This is a genomic window from Escherichia sp. KTE172, from assembly GCF_000408845.1.
Lineage (GTDB): Bacteria > Pseudomonadota > Gammaproteobacteria > Enterobacterales > Enterobacteriaceae > Escherichia > Escherichia coli.
In genome coordinates, this window is sequence record NZ_KE137316.1 from 4090830 (window position 1) to 4109074 (window position 18245).

Consider the following 18245-nt stretch of genomic DNA (forward strand, 5'->3'; position numbering starts at 1 on the left):
TGAAGAAATTATGCGTGGCAGTCTCCTTTCGGTCAATAATAGCAGAACAAAAGAAAGAGCCCGAAATGACGGTCAGATATTATATCAGTTCTGCTGATTTAACCGCAGAGAAGTTCGCCACAGCAATCCGAAACCACTGGCACGTGGAGAATAAGCTGCACTGGCGTCTGGACGTGGTAATGAATGAAGACGACTGCAAAATAAGAAGAGGAAACGCAGCAGAATTATTTTCAGGGATACGGCACATTGCTATTAATATTTTGACGAATGATAAGGTATTCAAGGCAGGGTTAAGACGTAAGATGCGAAAAGCAGCCATGGACAGAAACTACCTGGCGTCAGTCCTTGCGGGGAGCGGGCTTTCGTAATCTTGCCCTGGTACAGTAAACAAACGAAAGTTGTTATTTCAATGGTCAGGGCAAGAGCATGAAGTGTTTACTACACACTATGCTCTTGTCCTGGAGTCAGGTCTTGTTTGGAGGGATAAATGGTAGATATTGTCGAGGCCGATAAAACGGATATTTATTTCATTCAGGAGAGTGTTTATGGCAAAATCGGGTTGCCAGCTTTTGGTAATACAATAGGACCATCCGCACAGCAAGTTGTTAAAAAGGTATTCGCTGTCGTTAAAGAACGAGATAAGACACATGCAAAACAGAGATTATTGTTGGAATATAATGGTAACAAACTCTGGATGAATGCTATTGATGGCAGTGAAGCTATCCTACCAACAGAATTTTCTAAGCGATACGAACTTTCATTATTTAATACTACTAATTTTGGAGAAGATCCTTTTCCTGATGTTAATTTATATAATAATATGAAATCAAGTTTTTTTGTAAGGTTTGGTGGAACATCCCATCCCGAGGCTTGGGCTATTTATAATGCAAGTACGAAAGAGGTTAAATATATAGAAACTGCAAGAGAAATTGATAAAATATTCAGTGATTTTAACTTGAGTGGTACATTGCCAATTCACATTGGTCGATGATTTTTTAAATTGTGTGATTAAATAATTGAACATTAATGATGATTTATAGCATTATTATTCTATAACATGAATAAACGGATTGAATGTGTTATGTTAAAAATAAGTTTATACGTAATAATATTGTTATTTTCCTTTCAGATTAGTGCAGCCATTACTAGCAAGGAAAGTGAGGTTGTTTCACCATTATTAATGGATGTTAATTCTTCACTAACAATGGAAAATATTTCTGAATTATCCACATCATCGGAACCATCGCAACAGGGGGTATTTCCTGTAATATGTACTCGACTTCATCCTGGCTCCGTAATGAAACGCCAGTTATTAACCGGCTGGGGGCCTGTTTTTATAATTGGTGATGATCCTTTTTCTCTGCGCTGGATGAGTGAACATCTGGAGATCCTTAAATCGCTAAATGCCCTTGGTTTGGTTGTTAATGTTGAATCAGTAGAACGAATGGAGGTATTACAGCAGCGGGCTGATGGGTTATTGTTATTGCCAGTTATCTGCGATAATTTCGTGCAAACTCTGCAATTAAATGCTTATCCGGTATTAATCACAGAGATGGAAATATCACAATGATTAATAACATAATTACTGCAAATAATATCGTAATTTTGAAAATGGTAATTCTGTTCACGGCACCATAATTAGAGTTATGTCTTGTATCCGTTCAGTATAATTTCACGAATGCTTTATTAACTGGATGCGAGATTGCCATTCATCAAATGATAAAGACGTCATCGCAATTGATGGAAAAGCGCTTCCACACTCCTATGATAAAAGTGGTCGCAGGGGAGCGGGCTTTCGTAGTCTTAGCCCGACTCTCCCCGGCCCTAAACACAACACCCACTCACCACAACCTAAACTCATCCGCATCCCGCCATGCCGGAAACTTTTCTCTATATTCCCGCAATGCCGCCATCGACAGCTCCGCATCAATGCGCGTTGCCTGATGCGCGTCGGCGGTGGCGATAATCTCGCCCTGTGGATTAATCACCCGGCTGTCACCGCGATAATGGCAGCCGTTGCCATCGCTGCCGACGCGATTGCATCCCGCCACATACGCTTGATTCTCAATCGCGCGGGCCGTCAGCAATGCCTGCCAGTGCAGAGAGCGCGGAGCCGGCCAGTTGGCGACGTACAGGGCGAGGTCGTAATCGTTGAGATTGCGCGACCACACAGGAAAACGTAAGTCGTAGCACACCAGCGGCAAAATACGCCAGCCGCGCCATTCCACAATCACTCGCGCATTGCCCGCTTTATAATGCAGATGCTCATCTGCCATGCGGAACAGATGACGCTTATCATAAAAATGTACCGTGCCGCCTGGCTCAACCAGCAAAAAGCGGTTAACCGAACCAGACTCCGTTTGTAATGCAACACTGCCTGCAATCAGCGCATTGCACTGCTGCGCTTTGGCTGTCATCCAGTTCACTACGTCATCTTGTGCTAGCGACGAAGCTGCCGCTTCCATGGCAAAGCCGCTGGTAAACATCTCCGGTAGAACGATCACATCGCGTCCGGTAATATCTTCCAGTTGACGATCAAAATGACGCAGGTTGGCAGGACCATCCATCCACACCAGTGGTTGCTGCAAAAGCGTAATCTTCAAACCAGGCACGGTGTACAACTCCTTTATGCGAAGGGTTTTATAACTTTAACACCTTATCAGGCAGTTGCCTTAGCGCAGAATAAATTGATAACAAATGCTGATATTGGAAATATCTGATTTGCAAATTATCGTGTTATCGCCAGGCTTTAGGAGGTTAATAACATGGGCAGGATAAGCTCGGGAGGAATGATGTTTAAGGCAATAACGACAGTCGCCGCTCTGGTCATCGCCACCAGTGCAATGGCGCAGGATGATTTAACCATTAGCAGCCTTGCAAAGGGCGAAACCACCAAAGCTGCGTTTAATCAGATGGTGCAAGGGCATAAGCTGCCTGCATGGGTGATGAAAGGCGGTACTTATACTCCCGCACAAACCGTAACGTTGGGAGATGAGACGTATCAGGTGATGAGCGCGTGCAAACCGCATGACTGTGGCTCGCAACGTATCGCTGTGATGTGGTCCGAGAAATCTAATCAGATGACGGGGCTGTTCTCGACTATTGATGAGAAAACGTCGCAAGAGAAACTCACCTGGTTGAATGTGAACGATGCGCTTTCGATTGATGGTAAAACGGTGCTGTTCGCGGCGTTGACCGGCAGCCTGGAAAACCATCCGGATGGTTTTAATTTTAAATAATTAGCGGATAAAGAAACGGAGCCTTTCGGCTCCGTTATTCAATTACGCGGCTTCAACTTTTCGCACTTTCTCCGGCAACTTTACCGGCTTCGTCGCAAGCTCTTCCGGATCAAAGTCATCGACATTAATACTGCGCAGACGGCTTTCTTCAGCTTTCACAAGAATAGCGGCTTCATCTTTATCAATCAGCCCCTTCGCCAGCGCGTTATGCGCCAGTTCATCCAGACGGGTAAACGGCAGGTTTTTACCCAGCTCTTTACAGATCCGCTGATGAATTGGGTCGGCGGCAATCACATCCACCAGCGCCTCTTCCAGTAAACCAACCGGGTTATGCTCGCTCGGGGTCAGGTACTGACCGCGACCAATACGTGAACGGGTGGCGTTCGGCACTTGTAAAATCTTCGCCACCTTATGATCCAGCTTGTCAGACGGTGCCAGATAATGACGTCCGGTCGGGAAGATCACCACATTCAGCAGCCCGGCAACCACGCGGTTCGGGAAGTTTTGCAGTAAATCGTCCATCGCCTGCTCTGCCTGATACAGCGCATCCTGTACGCCCCAGTGCACCAGCGGCAGGTCGGCTTCATTACGGCCTTCGTCGTCATAACGCTTCAGAACGGCAGAGGCGAGGTAAAGCTGGCTTAAAATATCCCCCAGACGTGCCGAGATACGCTCGCGACGTTTCAAGCTGCCGCCCAGCACAGCCATCGAGACATCAGAAAGCAGGGCGAGGTTGGCGCTCAGGCGGTTCAGGTGCTGATAGTAGCGTTTAGTGGCATCGCCGGTTGGCGTGCTGCTGGTTAAACCGCGCGTCAGGCCCAGCCAGAAGCTGCGAACTTTGTTGCTACCGACGTGACCGATATGTTTGAACAGCAGTTTATCGAACGCGTTTACGTCATTGTTCTTCGCCGCTTCCATCTCTTCCAGCACGTACGGATGGCAACGAATCGCCCCCTGACCGAAGATCATCATGCTACGGGTCAGAATGTTGGCCCCTTCAACGGTGATGGCAATCGGTGCGCCCTGGTAAGCACGGGCCAGGAAGTTGCTCTGCCCGAGCATAATGCCTTTGCCACCAGTGATATCCATCGCATCAATAATCGACTGCTGCCCACGGTGGGTACAGTGATACTTAACGATAGCCGACAGCACGGCAGGTTTTTCACCGAGCATAATGCCGTAGGTAATCAGCGATGCCGCAGCATCCATTACATAAGCGTTTCCGGCAATACGCGCCAGCGGCTCTTCAATCCCTTCCATCTTACCAATAGAGATTTTGAACTGACGGCGGATGTGCGCATACGCACCCGTTGCCAGCGCTACCGATTTCACGCCGCCGGTTGAGTTGGAAGGCAGGGTGATACCGCGGCCTACCGAGAGGCACTCCACCAGCATCCGCCAGCCTTGTCCGGCCATTTTCGGCCCGCCGATAATGTAATCGATCGGTACGAAGACATCTTTACCGCGCGTCGGTCCGTTCTGGAACGGCACGTTCAGCGGGAAGTGGCGACGACCAATTTCCACGCCCGGCGTGGTGGTCGGGATCAGCGCACAGGTAATACCTAAATCTTCTGCGCCACCCAGCAGTTTTTCCGGGTCGGATAGTTTAAACGCCAGACCAAGCACGGTCGCAATCGGTGCGAGCGTAATGTAACGTTTGTTCCAGGTCAGACGCATCCCCAGCACCTGCTGGCCCTGCCATTCCCCCATGCAGACAATTCCGGTATCCGGAATCGCGCCCGCATCGGAACCCGCTTCCGGGCTGGTCAGTGCAAAGCAAGGGATTTCCTGACCACGCGCCAGACGCGGCAGATAGTGATCTTTCTGCTCGTCAGTGCCGTAATGTTGCAGTAGCTCACCCGGGCCTAATGAGTTTGGCACACCGACGGTAATCGCCAGGATCCCGCTCACGCCGGAGAGTTTTTGCAGCACGCGAGACTGGGCATAAGCCGAGAACTCCAGCCCGCCGTACTCTTTTTTGATGATCATCGCGAAGAAACGATGCTCTTTAAGGTACGCCCACAACTCCGGCGGCAGATCCGCCAGCTCATGAGTAATCTGGAAATCATTCGCCATCCGGCAGGCTTCTTCTACCGGGCCGTCGAGAAACGCTTGCTCTTCTGCGGTCAGGCGCGGCTGCGGATAGTTATGCAGCTTTTTCCAGTCCGGCTTGCCCTGGAACAAGTCGCCCTCCCACCAGGTGGTGCCCGCATCAATCGCTTCTTTCTCAGTGCGCGACATCGGCGGCATTACCTTACGGAAACCGCGAAATACCGGCGCGGAAATCATCGACTTACGCATAGGCGCAAAGTTAAATGGCACGAGGATAATGGCCAGAGGCACCAGTACCCACGCCGACCACAGACCAGCAACGCCGAGGGCGGCTGTCCAGGCGAGCAAAATCAGACTGCTGATAAATAAGCTCACGCGGTGATAGAACAACGCGCCGAGCAGGACAACCGTAGCGAGAATACTCAAAATCATCATAACGAAAAGCCCCTTACTTGTAGGAGGTCTGACCACTTGTGATGATATGGTTGTAGTGGATGTAAAAACATTTAGCAATGTGTTTACAATATAATTACAACAAAGCTCACATTGTTGCTGTTTTTATCCGCACTTCAGGTCAAAAAGTCCTGGTCATAGCACCTGCCCGTACTTCTCGCTTTTGGCGGTATCCGGTACACTGCATTTTGTCTATTACATTTATGCTGAAGGATATCCTCATGTACCAGGATCTTATTCGTAACGAACTGAACGAAGCGGCGGAAACGCTGGCTAACTTTTTAAAAGATGACGCCAATATTCACGCCATTCAGCGCGCGGCGGTCCTGTTAGCAGACAGCTTTAAAGCTGGTGGCAAAGTGCTTTCCTGCGGCAACGGCGGCTCCCATTGCGACGCTATGCACTTTGCCGAAGAGTTGACCGGTCGCTACCGTGAAAACCGTCCGGGCTACCCGGCGATTGCCATTTCCGACGTTAGTCATATTTCCTGCGTCGGTAACGATTTTGGTTTCAATGATATTTTCTCCCGTTACGTTGAAGCGGTAGGTCGCGAAGGCGATGTACTGCTGGGGATCTCCACCTCAGGTAACTCTGCAAACGTGATCAAAGCGATCGCGGCGGCGCGTGAGAAGGGGATGAAAGTGATCACCCTGACCGGTAAAGACGGCGGTAAAATGGCTGGCACAGCGGATATCGAAATTCGCGTACCGCACTTTGGTTATGCCGACCGCATTCAGGAGATCCACATTAAAGTGATCCATATCCTGATCCAGTTAATTGAAAAAGAGATGGTTAAGTAAGTCTGGCGTAGGCCGGATAAGGCGTTTACGCCGCATCCGGCATTTGTGTGCTGATGCCTGATGCGACGCTGACGCGTCTTATCATGCCTACAAATCTGTACCCGAACCGTAGGCCGAATAATGCGTTTACGCCGCATCCGACCTGAAAATACTTAAATCAATCTTCGCCGGGGGCCATGCGCTCCCGCTGTTGTGGAGGTTACCCATGTGCGAATTGCTCGGGATGAGCGCCAACGTCCCTACCGATATCTGCTTTAGTTTCACCGGGCTTGTACAGCGTGGTGGTGGAACCGGGCCACATAAAGATGGCTGGGGCATCACCTTTTACGAAGGTAAAGGCTGTCGCACATTTAAAGATCCACAACCCAGCTTTAATTCCCCCATCGCCAAACTTGTCCAGGACTACCCGATAAAATCCTGTTCGGTTGTGGCTCATATTCGGCAGGCCAATCGGGGCGAGGTGGCGCTGGAAAATACTCACCCGTTTACCCGCGAGTTATGGGGACGCAACTGGACTTATGCCCATAACGGGCAACTGACGGGCTACAAATCACTGGAAACCGGCAACTTCCGCCCGGTCGGTGAAACCGATAGCGAAAAAGCCTTTTGCTGGCTCCTGCATAAATTAACGCAGCGTTACCCGCGCACACCGGGCAACATGGCGGCAGTGTTTAAATATATCGCCTCACTGGCGGATGAACTGCGGCAGAAGGGCGTTTTCAACATGCTGCTTTCAGACGGGCGCTATGTAATGGCGTATTGCTCGACTAATTTACACTGGATCACCCGCCGCGCGCCGTTTGGCGTGGCAACGTTGCTGGATCAGGATGTGGAAATCGACTTCAGCTCGCAGACCACACCTAATGATGTGGTCACGGTGATTGCGACACAGCCGCTGACGGGCAATGAAACCTGGCAAAAGATTATGCCAGGCGAATGGCGCTTATTTTGCCTCGGGGAGCGTGTAGTTTGATGCCAGCTGTGGTTGCACAACTTCGTGGCTTAACGGCTTGCTGACCACGTAACGGCCATTGACCACAGAAACGGTCGGTGGCTTACGGGTTTGCTCAAAGTAGTCGTAGCCCGGTTTCAGTTGCTCCCAGAAGTCCTTAAAGTTGGAATACTTATGGCGCTTCATATTAGCGTCGGTCATACGGAACGGGTAAATACTCACTTGCACGCTCGGCTGACCAAACACCAGCGCACCAGTAACGAACTGGAAGATCTCATCAATACCCTGATTGGTCATCGCGTAGCAGCCGATGGAAACACAATCGCCGTGGATCATCAGGTATTTCCCTTCATAACCATGCGCACGGTCATAGGCATTGGGGAATCCAATATTAATCGCTTTGTAGTAACGGCTGTCTGGTTTTAACTGATTACGCTGGACGCTATAAAACCCTTCCGGGCTTTTGAAATCGCCCTGACGCTGTTTTGGTCCTAAGCCGCCGGAATATTTACAGATTTTATAGCTGTCGAGCAGTTGATATTGCTCGCCCATTTTGACGTAGAGATCGAGCGTACGTTCTTCCTTGAAGATCTGGATGTAGACAGGGGATCCCATCAACTGCTGCTTATACTCTTTGCTCACTGGCGTGGTCGAGCTACTGCTGCCCAGCAAACCGGCAAACGAAACGCACGGGATCAACAACATCGCAAGAATTAATGCGATTTTACGCATACTGCTTATTCCTTGATAAAACGGTTACACACGCCAGGACGGCAAAATGGATCCCAAATCGGAATAGTCTGGATTTGGAAGGCTCACATTATCACCAAAAGAGTTTTACGCAAGCCTGTCGGCGCAGGGTTTACAAATTTAGCACAGGGGCAGTTTTCATTAGTCCGAAAAGCGCATGTATCATTTATTTCCTAAGATTATGAAACCTCAATAGTAATATGCAAATAAGCAATTAATAATCCCGTTTACTCCTCCGGTCTTTTAAAATTCTCCCCTTCATTCAGCCGGTTTATGTCCTTCATGTCTTCGTTCTTTCACGGCAGATTTCTGCATCCAGGCGTGTTTTCGTTATGCGTTTTGCTCCCTTTACTCGCCAGCGCCACCACATCACATATCTCTTTCAGCTACGCCGCCCGCCAGCGGATGCAAAACCGTGCGCGTTTATTAAAACAGTACCAAACCCATCTGAAAAAACAGGCCAGCTATATTGTGGAAGGCAATGCCGAAAGCAGAAAGGCGCTGCGCCAGCACAACCGCGAACAGATAAAACAGCATCCAGAATGGTTTCCTGCGCCGCTCAAGGCGAGTGACAGACGCTGGCAGGCGCTGGCGGAGAACAACCATTTCTTAAGCAGCGACCATCTGCACAACATCACCGAAGTGGCGATTCACCGCCTGGAGCAGCAGCTTGGTAAGCCTTACGTCTGGGGCGGCACGCGGCCCGATCAAGGCTTCGACTGTAGCGGGTTGGTTTTTTATGCCTACAACAAGATCCTCGAGGCGAAGCTCCCGCGCACGGCCAATGAGATGTATCACTACCATCGGGCAACGATTGTGGCGAATAACGACCTGCGCCGGGGAGATTTGCTGTTTTTCCATATTCACAGCCGTGAGATTGCCGATCATATGGGCGTGTATCTGGGAGACGGTCAGTTTATCGAGTCGCCGCGCACCGGGGAAACCATTCGGGTAAGTCGGTTAGCTGAACCTTTCTGGCAGGATCATTTTTTAGGCGCGCGCAGGATTTTGACGGAAGAGACGATTTTGTAGGACGGATAAGGCGTTCACGCCGCATCCGGCAATAGTGCACCGATGCCTGATGCGACGCTGCCGCGTCTTATCATGCCTACGAGTCTGCGAATTTTTTGCGAGCTGCTTTCCCGATATAACACAACTTCATTGTCGACTTTTCCTTTTCTTCTTATCGTTGAGAAAAAGGAGTCGCCATGTCTGAATATCGTCGTTATTACATCAAGGGGGGAACATGGTTTTTCACGGTAAATTTACGGAATCGTCGAAGCCAACTTTTGACCACCCAGTACCAGACACTCCGTAACGCCATTATTAAAGTTAAGCAGGCCAGACCTTTTGAAATTAACGCCTGGGTAGTTTTGCCAGAGCATATGCACTGTATCTGGACATTACCCGAAAGTGATGATGATTTTTCCTCTCGCTGGCGGGAGATTAAAAAGCAGTTCACCCATGCTTGCGGATTGAAAAATATCTGGCAACCGCGTTTTTGGGAGCATGCCATTCGCAATACAAAAGATTATCGCCATCATGTTGATTATATTTATATAAATCCAGTGAAACATGGCTGGGTAAAGCAGGTGAGTGATTGGCCATTCTCAACGTTCCATCGCGATGTAGCGCGAGGGTTATATCCCATTGATTGGGCGGGAGACATAACGGATTTTAGTGCCGGGGAGCGTATTATTTTATAATTGTGCGCGGATGCCTGATGCGACGCAGGCGCGTCTTATCATGCCTACAAACTTGTGCCGGATCGGTGGGCCGGATAAGGCGTTCACACCGCATCCGGCAATTGTGCACCGGTGCCTGATGCGACGCTGGCGCGTCTTATCATGCCTACAAACCTGTGCCGGATCGGTGGGCTGGATAAGGCGTTCACACCGCATCCGGCAATTGTGCGCAGATGCCTGATGCGACGCTGACGCGTCTTATCATGCCTACAAACTTGTGCCGGATCGGTAGGCCGGATAAGGCGTTCACGCCGCATCCGGCAATTGTGCACCGATGCCGGATTCGCCCCAAAGGCCATCAACTCAACGCCCCCATAATCTTCAACTCCAGCTCATCCGGCACTTCGTTATACGACAGCACATGCAGACCCGGCGCAAACAACCTTGCATAACGCGCCAGCAAAGGACGCAGCTGCGGCGGCACCAGCAGCACAGGGGCTTTCCCCGCTGCTTTCATCTGCTCCTTCACCTGCGGCATCGTACTCTGGAACTGGTTGAGCATATTCGGGTCAACCGGCACGCTGTCGAGCATCACTTTGCCGGCCTGTTGCGCCTGATTCACCACATTGGTCAGCAGATTTTCCAGCTCATTATTCAGCGTATACACCGTCAGCTCCTGTTTGCGAACGAACGGATGGGTAATGCTGCGCCGCAGCGCCAGGCGCACATCGGCCGCCAGCAGAATATGATCTTTGGTCAATGTGCTACTGGCGACCAGCACAGTGGCGATGGTGACGATATCGCGCAGGGAAACGCCTTCGGTCAGTAATGCACGGTACACTTTCAGCAACTGGCTGTAATTGAGCGCTGCGCTCAAATCTTCCGCCAGTCGCGGTGCCATCGACGACAAACGATTATGCAACTGCGTAATATCGTCATAGTTAAATAAATCAGGAATATAGCTGCGCACAATCTTATTCACATGGGTGGCAATCACGCTGGCGCTGTCGATCACCTGATACCCCATATTCAGCGCCTTCGCTTTCTGCGCGGGCTGGATCCAGGTCACCGGCATCCCGTACGCCGGGTCGTTCCCCAGCACGCCGTCAATCTCGCCGTAGGTTTCGCTGGAGGGCAGGGCCATCAGTTTATCCGCCGGAATATCCGCTTCATCAGCCTTAATGCCATTGATGAAAATGGCGTACTGGCTGGGCTTGAGGCGGAAGTTTTCCCGAATACGGATCTCCGGCAGCAGCACGCCGTTGCCGTCGGAAATCACCTGCCGCACGCCGCGAATCCGCTGGGTGAGCGGGTTACCTTGGGCTTTATCGACTAGCGCCACCAGCTTGTAGCCGAGGCTTAAGCTGATGGGCTCGATCAGCGGAATGGTTTCCCAACTGACCTGTTGCTCGCTGGTTTCGGTGATGGTTCGGGTCAGCGTTTCGAGGCTTTTCTCCTCCGCCTCCGCCGCCTGCGGGCGTTTGCTCATCCGCCAGCCGGTAAAGCCAAGCAGGGCGCTGAACAGCAAAAATGGCAGATGCGGCATCCCCGGCACCACCGCCAGCACAAACATGATCCCGGTGGCGGTGTAGAGCACCGACGGGCTTGCCAGCAGCTGGTGGCGCACGTCATGGGCGATATCGCCGTTGTCGCTGACGCGGGTGACGATAATTGCCGCTGCGGTGGAGAGCAGCAGGGACGGGATCTGCGCCACCAGCCCGTCGCCGATGGTCATCAGCACATACTGCTGGAAGGCGGCGTCGGCGCTCAGGTTGTATTTGAAGATGCCGATACAGACGCCGCCGATCAGGTTGATCGCCAGAATCATCATCCCGGCGATGGCGTCCCCGCGCACAAACTTCGATGCCCCGTCCATCGCGCCGTAGAAATCGGCCTCGCTGGCAACATCTTTACGCCGGGTTTGCGCCTGCGCCTGGTTGATCAACCCAGCGTTAAGATCGGCGTCAATCGCCATCTGTTTACCGGGCATCGCGTCTAAGGTAAAGCGGGCAGAAACCTCGGAAATACGCTCGGCCCCTTTGGTGACGACGATAAAGTTGATGATCATCAGGATGATAAACACCACAAAGCCGACGACAAAGTTGCCGCCAATCACCACCTGACCAAATGACTCAATTACCTTACCCGCCGCGCCCGCGCCGAGATGCCCGTGCAGCAACACCACGCGCGTAGAAGCAACGTTGAGCGTCAGGCGCATTAAGGTGGTGATCAGCAAAATGGTCGGGAACAGGCTGAATTCCAGCGGCCTTTTCGCTGACACCGCCACCAGCAGTACCATCACCGCCAGCACAATGTTGAAGGTGAACAGAATATCCAGCAGCGCAGGCGGCAGCGGCAAAATAACCATCGCCAGAATACACAGGATCACCAGCGGCACGCCGAGATTGCCGCCGCGCAGTAGCGCGAGGAACGATTTAGTTGTTTTCGCCATCCAGTTTAAGCACCTCTTTGGGAATGGAAATATGTCTGTTCAGGGCCGGGCGCGGCTGTGCACCATCGCGCCAGTGTTTCATTTGCAGGACGTAGGTCAGAACGTGGGCGATAGCCCGGTAAAGCTGAAAAGGAATTTGCTGATTCACCTGAGTGGTGTAGTAAACCGAGCGCGCCAGCCGCGGGAACTCGACCACTTCCACCTGACTTTCAGCAGCGACCTGGCGAATATAGAGGGCGATTTCATCGGTGCCTTTCGCCACCACAAACGGCGCGGCGGCACGCGACTGGTCATACTGCAACGCCACGGCGTAGTGGGTCGGGTTGGTGATCACCACGTTGGCCTTTGGCACCACTTTGCGAATTTGCCCCATCGCCAGTTGCCGTTGCAGCCGCCGCACGCGCGCCTTCACTTCCGGCTTGCCTTCCTGATTTTTGTACTCTTCTTTCAGTTCTTGTTTGGTCATCTTCAGCCCTTTGGTGAACAGGGCTTTCGCCAGCGGCACGTCGAGAAGCGCAAAGAAAATAAACAGGATGACAAAGTTGCGCATCACGCTGGCGTAGAGCGACAAACCGTCATTCATCGCCAGTTTGAACGGCAGCGCCTGCAGGCCGAGAAAGGCGGCAAAGTTATTGCGCAGGCTTACCCACAGCATCACCAGCACCACGGCAGACTTCACCGTCATCTTTCCCGTTTCCGCCAGATGTTCACTGGAAAACAGCCGCCTAATCCCTTTTAACGGACTGATTTTGCTGAAATCCGGGAGGATTTTTTTCGGCAGAAACAGCCAGCCGCCGGGCACCAGTGAGGAGAGCAGCGCGGCGGCGGGCATTGGCAGCAAGGTAAGAATAAACTTGCCGAGAATTAACAGGTGATGGCGCAGAAACTGGCCGATAGCGTCCGGGTTATTAATCTCCTGCGCGTACTGATGCACGCTGATAAAACTCTCGCGCACAAAATCGGCATACCACGGGAAGCTGCTGGAGATCACCACAAACGCCGCAAACAGGCTCGCCGCCAGCCCCATATCCTTCGAGCGCGGCAGTTGCCCCTCTTCACGCGCTTTACGCAGCTTTTGCGCCGAGGGTTTCTCTGTTTTTTCTTCGCTGCTGCTATCCGCCATAGTGACCTTTCAGCGCGTCGAGTTGTTGCAGGACAAAATTCGCCAGATGCAGATAGTGATCCGGCAGGTTGTAAAGCAGGGTGGCAAAGCAGACCAGCCCCACCAGCATGTTGATGGGAAAGCCGAGCGAAAAGAGGTTCAGCGGCGGCGCAATGCGGTTAAGCAGGCCAAAGCAGCCCTGCACAATCAGCATGATAAAAGTGGTCGGCAGCGCCAGCAGCGATGCGGACGCCAGCACCCAGCTAAAGGCCAGCGCGATGGTGCGCAGGGTTTGCGGATGCAGCGCGTTGCCGATCGGCCAGTAGGTGAAGCCCTTATACAAAACGCTCACCAGCAGCAGATGCCCGTCCATGGCAAAAAATAGCAGGATCGCATAGACGTTAATTAACTCCGCCAGCACGGTGGTCGATGCGCCGCTGCTCGGGTCGTTCATCACCGCCATGCTCATCCCCATATTGAACGAGAGAATTTGCCCGGCGAGTTGTAGCGCGAGAAACAGAAACTGAAACATCAGCCCGAACAACATGCCCCATAAAATTTGCTCCACCGTCAGGATCAGGCTGTTGAGCGATAGCAAATCATGGGGAATGGGATGGGGGATCAACGGCGTGATGATGATCGCCAGCGCCAGCGACAAAATAATCCTCACACGAACGGTCAGGGCGCTGTTATCCAGCACCGGCACATAGCGCAGAAACGCCATAATGCGCACGAAGGGGAACCACAGCCCCAGCGCCAGATCCATCAGTTGCGTAACGTCGCTTGTGCGCATCTTAATGCACCAGCAGGGCGGCCTGGGTAAACAGGTGAATGCAGAGATCATGCAACTGGATAATCATCCATTTGCCGCACACGCCCAGCACCACCAGCGTGACAATCAGCCTTGGCAAAAAGCTCAGGGTCTGTTCATTAATCTGCGTCACCGCCTGGAACACGCTCACCAGCAGGCCGACCAGCAGGCTTGGCACCACCAGTACCGAAACCAGCAAAATCACTACTTTAATGCCGCTGGCGACAATGTCGGCGGCTACGTCTACGGTCAACATAATCAGCCCAGCCCCAGCCCGCGAATGCTGGTGGTGAGCGTACCGATGGTCAGCGACCAGCCGTCGATCAGCACAAACAGCATCAGCTTAAAGGGCAGCGAAACGATCAGCGGCGACAGCATCATCATCCCCATCGCCATCAATACGCTGGCGACAATCAGGTCGATAACCAGAAACGGGATGTAAATCATAAAGCCAATCTGGAAAGCGGTTTTCAGCTCGCTCAACACATAGGCGGGCACCACAATCGAGAGATCCTGATCGGCAGCATTGCCCTTTGCGCCGCCGATGGTCATGATTTGCGCCATCGCTTTTTTGTCGGTCTGCGCCAGCATAAAGCGTTTCAGCGGCGTCGCGGCGGTGCTTAACGCATCGGTCAGGGTTATCTGATCGTTTTCAAACGGCACCACCGCGTGGTCGTAAATATTGAGCCAGACAGGGCGCATCACCAGCATGGTGAGGGAGAGCGCAATACCAATCAGAATGCGGTTTGGCGGCGTTTGTTGCAGCCCCAGCGCCTGGCGCAGCAGCGACAGCACGATAATAAAGCGCGTAAAGCAGGTCATCATCAGCACCATCGTCGGCAGCAAACCGACGAGGGTCATCAGAATCAGCACCTGGATTTTGACGCTGTACTCCTGAGTGTTGCCGTGGGTGACCACGTTAAGCAGCGCAATATCGCCCCCCTGGGCCAACGCCACCGGCGCAAGCGCCAGCAGCCCAAGGCCCAGCGTCAGTTGAGTGCGGCGTTTCATGGTGCCAGGTCGTTGATATCGCGGGTGTTAAACTCCAGCACGCGCAGGCCGTACTTCTCGTTGACCACCACCACTTCTGCTTTGCCCAGCAGGATATTGTTCACTTTAATATCCAGCGGCTCCCCGGCGAGTTTATCCAGCTCAATCACCGTGTCGTCGTCGATGTTTAGCAGGTCGGCTAACATAATTTCCACCGACGACACTTCCAGCGTTAAGGTCACCGGAATGCGTTTCAACAGCGTCATCGAGTCGGAAAAGCGGTCTTCCAGGCGGGTGACCAGCGTTTCAGCGTCGGCGGATTTCGCGACAGGCGCAACTTCATCGGTGAGGCCAAAATCCCCGGCTAAAATATCTTCTTGCTTACTCATGGCTATTCTCATTTTTGCCCGCCAGCTCCGACAAAAACAGTTTGTCTTTGTCTTCCACAATCAGGGCGCTAAATAATTCAGATTGCCCAATCGCCACCGGGAACGTTTCTCCCAGCGAGATGGGTAAAATATCCCCGGCTTTTATCTGCGTGAGATCCGCGACATTCAGCGACAGCTCGGCGATTTTGACGTTCAGGGTCAGCGGCAGGGAGCGGATGATTTCTTTAATCAGGGCCGGTTTATTAACGGATTTCGCCACCTGCTGCGGTTTACTGTGCTCGCTGTGGCGGATCAGATTCAAAATAAAATCGGTGTGGGCGTCGTCGAGCAAAATACGAAAACTGCTCTCTTCATCGTCCGCAAGGGTAAAGGTTAATTGATACGCCCAGTGGGTAATCACCGTGCTGCTGTCCAGTTTTAATTTCAGCGCAATACCGGAGGTTTGCAGATTAAATATCAGCGTGCAGATATCCAGCGCCAGACGGTTTTTTAAACGCGTTTCGGTTTTGGTCGGCAACCCGTTATGGGCTTTCGCCTCTTCAAGAGACGACTCCAGACCATAAAAATTGCCCAGCAGCATTAACAATAAGGAGCGATCAATATCAAACGCCAGATGCCCGACCTGGGAAACCATCAGTTCGGCGTTTTTATTAATAATATCCATTTCGCAGCCAATCTTTTTTAAGGTGATATTGCTGCGATGCTTTTTGAGAAAGTAGCTGCCAAGATGCGAATCAATCACGTCAAAATTCCCCGTAAACAGGGTCGGCAGGCGATGGTAGGGGCGTCCGAGCCGATTACCTTCTAATTTAAAGATGCCTGGCGTTTTACTGTACTTCAGCATGGCTTACTTTCTCTGCTGTAATGGTATGGGTGTTTCTGTGCACGCAAATCCGGCTGTGACACAAGGTGAGGTATTAAATAGAGGGGGAGTGAAAGGGGCAAATTATTAATAGGGTGAAGATATAATTAAATTATTAATGGGTGATATATCAGGCATCGGTGCACAATTGCCGGATGCGGCGTAAACGCCTTATCCGGCCTACCGTTCAGGCACAGGCTTGTAGGCATGATAAGACGCGGCAGCGTCGCATCAGGCAAGGTGTTGCATGTAACTGGTTGTTTAATAACAATTAATATTTTTATTATCGTTTAATTCGAACTTGTTAATCCCGCCGGTGATACGCTTCAGAACATCCTGATTAATGTCGCTACTTATATCGTTCACCCTATGTCTGAACTTATTGCAACTGCCGCTTCCAGCATTAACGCTTTTACTCTGGCAAAGCGTGTCGCCGCATTTAACGTGCCGGTGCTCATTCAGGGCGAAACCGGTGCGGGCAAAGAGTGCGTGGCGAAATATATTCACTCCGTAGCCTTTGGTGAAAACGCGCCCTATATCGGCGTGAACTGCGCGGCGATCCCGGAAAATATGCTGGAAGCGACCTTATTTGGCTACGACAAAGGCGCATTTACCGGCGCAATTGCCAGCGTACCAGGCAAAATGGAACTGGCGAATAACGGCACCTTATTGCTCGATGAAATTGGCGATATGCCGCTGGCGCTACAGGCCAAAATATTACGCGTATTGCAGGAACAGCAGGTTGAGCGATTAGGCAGTAACCGACAAATTAAACTCAATTTTCGCCTGATTGCCTGCACCAATAAAAACCTTGAGCAGGAAGTCGCCGCCGGGCGTTTTCGTGAAGATCTCTATTATCGTCTGGCGGTTATTCCTATTACCATGCCGCCGCTGCGTGAACGCCTGAACGATATTATCCCGCTGGCAGAGTCATTTATTAAAAAATACTCCACAGTGCTGGTGAAAAATATCACCCTTTCAGAATCTACTCGCCGGGCGCTGCTCAATTACCGCTGGCCCGGCAACGTGCGCCAGCTGGAGAACGCCATTCAGCGTGGAATGATTTTAAATCGCGACGGCGTGATTTTCCCGGATGCCTTAGGCCTGCCGGAAATAGACGTTGCCGATCACAGTGAACTGCAATGGCCTGTTCAGCCCTCCGTATCTGTTGCGGAAACCAGCGATTTAGGCCAGGCCGGACGTAGCGCCCAGTATCAATATATCGCCGACCTGATGCGTAAATATCAGGGCAACCGCAGCAAAATTGCCGACCTGTTAGGCATTACCCCGCGCGCACTGCGCTATCGACTGGCCTCCATGCGCAAGCAAGGTATCGAAGTTTTCTCCTGACCCGGAAGTTAAAAATGAGCATTACCACAATCAACAGCACCATGCAGGCGCAAATCATGCAGGACGTGCAGCGGATGCAGGCCAACGCCCAGGCACCGGTGCTGCCCGCCATGACCTTCAGTTCCACCGACCCGGACGTTTCGTTTAACCGCATTATGTCCGGCGCGCTCGGTCACGTTGACCAGTTCCAGCAGGTGGCGGAGCAGCAGCAAACAGCTATCGACACGGGCAAAAGTGATGATTTAGCAGGTGCGATGATCGCCAGCCAGCAGGCGTCGCTCTCTTTCTCCGCGCTGGTGCAGGTGCGCAACAAAATCGCCACCGGATTTAACGATCTGATGAGTATGTCGATCTAACC

Annotated in this window: 20 protein-coding genes and 1 pseudogene; 11 read left to right on the plus strand and 10 right to left on the minus strand. The window is 51.8% G+C overall.

From position 1 onward, the window contains the following. From G434_RS0125970 to G434_RS30830, 4 genes and pseudogenes are all read left to right on the plus strand, one after another. A partial coding sequence (locus tag G434_RS0125970; RefSeq protein ID WP_000596414.1) for an ISAs1 family transposase occupies positions 1 to 368 on the plus strand: 368 nt, incomplete at its 5' end. Positions 369 to 487: 119 nt separating this feature from the next. After that, complete coding sequence (locus G434_RS04940; protein ID WP_000227713.1) at positions 488 to 991, plus strand: hypothetical protein; 504 nt, start codon at positions 488 to 490, stop codon at positions 989 to 991. Positions 992 to 1081: 90 nt separating this feature from the next. Then, positions 1082 to 1570, plus strand: coding sequence for an integrating conjugative element protein (locus G434_RS04935; RefSeq protein WP_001306803.1), 489 nt, complete (start codon positions 1082 to 1084; stop codon positions 1568 to 1570). A gap of 25 nt (positions 1571 to 1595) precedes the next feature. Then, positions 1596 to 1790, plus strand: a pseudogene (locus tag G434_RS30830) (ISAs1 family transposase); the annotation flags it as partial. Positions 1791 to 1841: 51 nt separating this feature from the next. Here the strand turns inward: G434_RS30830 and yafV are convergent. Further along, positions 1842 to 2612, minus strand: coding sequence for a 2-oxoglutaramate amidase (gene yafV / locus G434_RS04930; RefSeq protein WP_001118007.1), 771 nt, complete (start codon positions 2610 to 2612; stop codon positions 1842 to 1844). 180 nt (positions 2613 to 2792) lie between these two features. Between yafV and ivy the strand changes: the two genes are divergently transcribed. Then, a complete protein-coding gene (ivy, locus tag G434_RS04925) occupies positions 2793 to 3239 on the plus strand; it encodes an Ivy family C-type lysozyme inhibitor (protein ID WP_001308392.1) in 447 nt (148 codons plus the stop codon). Positions 3240 to 3281: 42 nt separating this feature from the next. On the opposite strand, the gene fadE is transcribed toward ivy, so the two are convergent. Further along, the gene (fadE, locus tag G434_RS04920) at positions 3282 to 5726 is read right to left on the minus strand and encodes an acyl-CoA dehydrogenase FadE (protein ID WP_000973081.1); all 2445 of its coding nucleotides are present in this window, start codon (positions 5724 to 5726) and stop codon (positions 3282 to 3284) included. A gap of 239 nt (positions 5727 to 5965) precedes the next feature. Here fadE and lpcA point away from each other — a divergent pair, with 239 nt between their 5' ends. Then, positions 5966 to 6544, plus strand: a complete 579-nt coding sequence (lpcA, locus tag G434_RS04915) for a D-sedoheptulose 7-phosphate isomerase (RefSeq protein ID WP_000284050.1) — start codon at positions 5966 to 5968, stop codon at positions 6542 to 6544. A 205-nt stretch (positions 6545 to 6749) separates the two neighbouring features. Continuing rightward, a complete protein-coding gene (locus G434_RS04910) occupies positions 6750 to 7517 on the plus strand; it encodes a class II glutamine amidotransferase (protein WP_000333380.1) in 768 nt (255 codons plus the stop codon). On the opposite strand, the gene dpaA is transcribed toward G434_RS04910, so the two are convergent. Continuing rightward, complete coding sequence (gene dpaA, locus G434_RS04905; protein ID WP_001225679.1) at positions 7488 to 8228, minus strand: peptidoglycan meso-diaminopimelic acid protein amidase; 741 nt, start codon at positions 8226 to 8228, stop codon at positions 7488 to 7490. The two genes, G434_RS04910 and dpaA, sit on opposite strands and share 30 nt — an antisense overlap. 300 nt (positions 8229 to 8528) lie before the next feature. Between dpaA and G434_RS04900 the strand changes: the two genes are divergently transcribed. After that, entirely contained in the window at positions 8529 to 9278 is a 750-nt protein-coding gene (locus G434_RS04900; protein WP_000093873.1) for a C40 family peptidase, read from the plus strand. Positions 9279 to 9454: 176 nt separating this feature from the next. After that, positions 9455 to 9952 carry an REP-associated tyrosine transposase RayT gene (rayT, locus tag G434_RS04895; RefSeq protein ID WP_000006263.1) on the plus strand — a complete coding sequence of 166 codons (498 nt, stop codon included), beginning with the start codon at positions 9455 to 9457 and terminating at the stop codon, positions 9950 to 9952. Positions 9953 to 10289: 337 nt separating this feature from the next. Here the strand turns inward: rayT and flhA are convergent, their stop codons facing one another. Genes flhA through G434_RS04860 form a run of 7 tightly spaced genes read right to left on the minus strand, consistent with a single transcriptional unit; the run spans position 10290 to position 16519 of the window. Beyond that, entirely contained in the window at positions 10290 to 12383 is a 2094-nt protein-coding gene (gene flhA / locus G434_RS04890; RefSeq protein ID WP_001140817.1) for a flagellar biosynthesis protein FlhA, read from the minus strand. Next, positions 12367 to 13506, minus strand: a complete 1140-nt coding sequence (flhB, locus tag G434_RS04885; protein WP_000785648.1) for a flagellar type III secretion system protein FlhB — start codon at positions 13504 to 13506, stop codon at positions 12367 to 12369. The genes flhA and flhB overlap by 17 nt, the downstream gene beginning before the upstream one ends. After that, positions 13496 to 14278, minus strand: a complete 783-nt coding sequence (gene fliR, locus G434_RS04880) for a flagellar biosynthetic protein FliR (RefSeq protein ID WP_001260504.1) — start codon at positions 14276 to 14278, stop codon at positions 13496 to 13498. Before fliR ends, flhB begins: the two co-directional genes overlap by 11 nt. A 1-nt stretch (position 14279) precedes the next feature. Continuing rightward, positions 14280 to 14552, minus strand: a complete 273-nt coding sequence (locus tag G434_RS04875; protein ID WP_000958542.1) for a flagellar biosynthetic protein FliQ — start codon at positions 14550 to 14552, stop codon at positions 14280 to 14282. 2 nt (positions 14553 to 14554) lie between these two features. Continuing rightward, positions 14555 to 15307 (minus strand): flagellar type III secretion system pore protein FliP, encoded by a 753-nt coding sequence (gene fliP / locus G434_RS04870; protein WP_000830282.1) that lies wholly within the window; start codon positions 15305 to 15307, stop codon positions 14555 to 14557. Beyond that, entirely contained in the window at positions 15304 to 15675 is a 372-nt protein-coding gene (locus G434_RS04865) for a FliM/FliN family flagellar motor switch protein (protein WP_000043127.1), read from the minus strand. The genes fliP and G434_RS04865 overlap by 4 nt, the downstream gene beginning before the upstream one ends. Then, on the minus strand, positions 15668 to 16519 hold the full coding sequence (locus tag G434_RS04860; protein ID WP_000922504.1) for a FliM/FliN family flagellar motor switch protein: 852 nt from the start codon (positions 16517 to 16519) through the stop codon (positions 15668 to 15670). Before G434_RS04860 ends, G434_RS04865 begins: the two co-directional genes overlap by 8 nt. A gap of 387 nt (positions 16520 to 16906) precedes the next feature. Here G434_RS04860 and G434_RS04855 point away from each other — a divergent pair, with 387 nt between their 5' ends. Continuing rightward, the gene (locus tag G434_RS04855; protein WP_001292195.1) at positions 16907 to 17887 is read left to right on the plus strand and encodes a sigma-54 interaction domain-containing protein; all 981 of its coding nucleotides are present in this window, start codon (positions 16907 to 16909) and stop codon (positions 17885 to 17887) included. Between the two features lie 14 nt (positions 17888 to 17901). Then, on the plus strand, positions 17902 to 18243 hold the full coding sequence (locus G434_RS04850; protein ID WP_000029087.1) for a flagellar hook-basal body complex protein FliE: 342 nt from the start codon (positions 17902 to 17904) through the stop codon (positions 18241 to 18243). Positions 18244 to 18245: the final 2 nt, after the last annotated feature.